This window comes from Streptomyces himastatinicus ATCC 53653, assembly GCF_000158915.1.
Taxonomy (GTDB): domain Bacteria; phylum Actinomycetota; class Actinomycetes; order Streptomycetales; family Streptomycetaceae; genus Streptomyces; species Streptomyces himastatinicus.
Map to the genome: position 1 here is coordinate 2,667,554 of NZ_GG657754.1, position 1,311 is coordinate 2,668,864.

Annotated in this window: 1 pseudogene; it reads right to left on the reverse strand. The window is 79.9% G+C overall.

Annotated elements, in window-relative coordinates:
- Positions 1–1,208: pseudogene (locus SSOG_RS57420) on the reverse strand (hypothetical protein); the annotation flags it as partial.
- Positions 1,209–1,311 lie beyond the last annotated feature (103 nt).

A 1,311-nucleotide genomic window follows, 5' to 3' on the forward strand; every position in this document is an offset into this window, starting at 1 on the left:
CGCTCCTCGGCCTCACGCTCCCGCTTGCGCGCCCCGCCCCGCACCCCGGGGAACCGCGCCCCGCGCGGAGCGGGCGCCTGCTGCCCCGCCCCCGCGAACCGCGCCCCCCGCGGCGGGGCCGTTTGCTCCGCGGGCGGTACGGGGGCGGGGTCCGGGGCCCCGTCGTACGCCGCGGCGAACCGAGCCCCCCGCGGCCGGGGCGGCGCGGAAGGCCCGTCGTCCGGCTGGGTGCGCCCACCGAGGCCCGCGATAGACGGATCCTGCAACCCACCCGCCACCCACGACGCCCGCTCGGTGCCGGGCGGGGCACCCGCGGGCTCGTCTTCGCCCGCCGCAGCGGAAGACCCGCCGCCGGGCCCCGGCGGGGCACCAGGCATCTGCGCGCCCGGGGCACCAGGCGGCGCGCCCGCGCCCGCCGGGGCGGGCCGTGCACCGCCAGGCTGGGGCCGCCCGGCCGGACCCGCACCCGGCGCGCCCTGCGGACCGCCCGGGCCCGCCGCCGACCATTGCGCCGTCGCGGACGGAACACCTGCGGACCCCGCGCCCGCCGGGGCGGGCCGTGCACCGCCAGGCTGGGGTCGTCCGGCCGGACCCCCGCCCGGCGCAACCTGCGGGCCGCCACCCCCGCCCCACGGCGACGGCGCGCCCGGGGCGCCAGGCGGCGCGGGCTCGCCCGGCGCCGCCGGGAGGGCGGCCAGGCGGGCGGTGAGTTCTTCGCAGCGGGCCGTGGCGCGGTAGTGGTCGTCCTGGGCCCAGGCCAGGGCGGCGTCGACGGGGTCGCCGTCGGGGGTGGTTCCGGCTCCGGCCCGCTTCGCCGCATGGAGGTCGCGTTCGCGGTCGGCCGCGGCGAACCGTTCGCGCTGCATCGCGGCCAGGCGGGCGCGGAGCGCCTCGCGGGTGCCGGGGGCCGCGTCGTGGGCGGTGATCGAGGCGCGGTACAGCGCGGCGGCGCGGGCCGCGGCCACGTTGGCGGTCTGGGCGCCACGCTGGGCGGAAAGGTCCTGGAGGAGGGCCTGGACGACGTCCCACGGCGGGATCTCCTGGCCGTCGAGGCAGGCGCGGAGCCCGTCGGGGTCGCGTTGCGCGAAAACGGCGTACCAGCCCTTGTCCGGGTCGATCCGCCGCGTCAGCGCACGCAGATAGCTCGCGAACTCCTCGATCGCCGCCGGGAGTTGTCTGCCCGCCATCGCCACCCCCGCATTCGACACCCCGCATGTTACGGACCTGGGTACCGGCGCGCTACGGGCACATTTCCGGATTCGTACCCGACCGGCCAGGTTGGAGCGGGTTCCTGCGGGGATTTTACGGTGG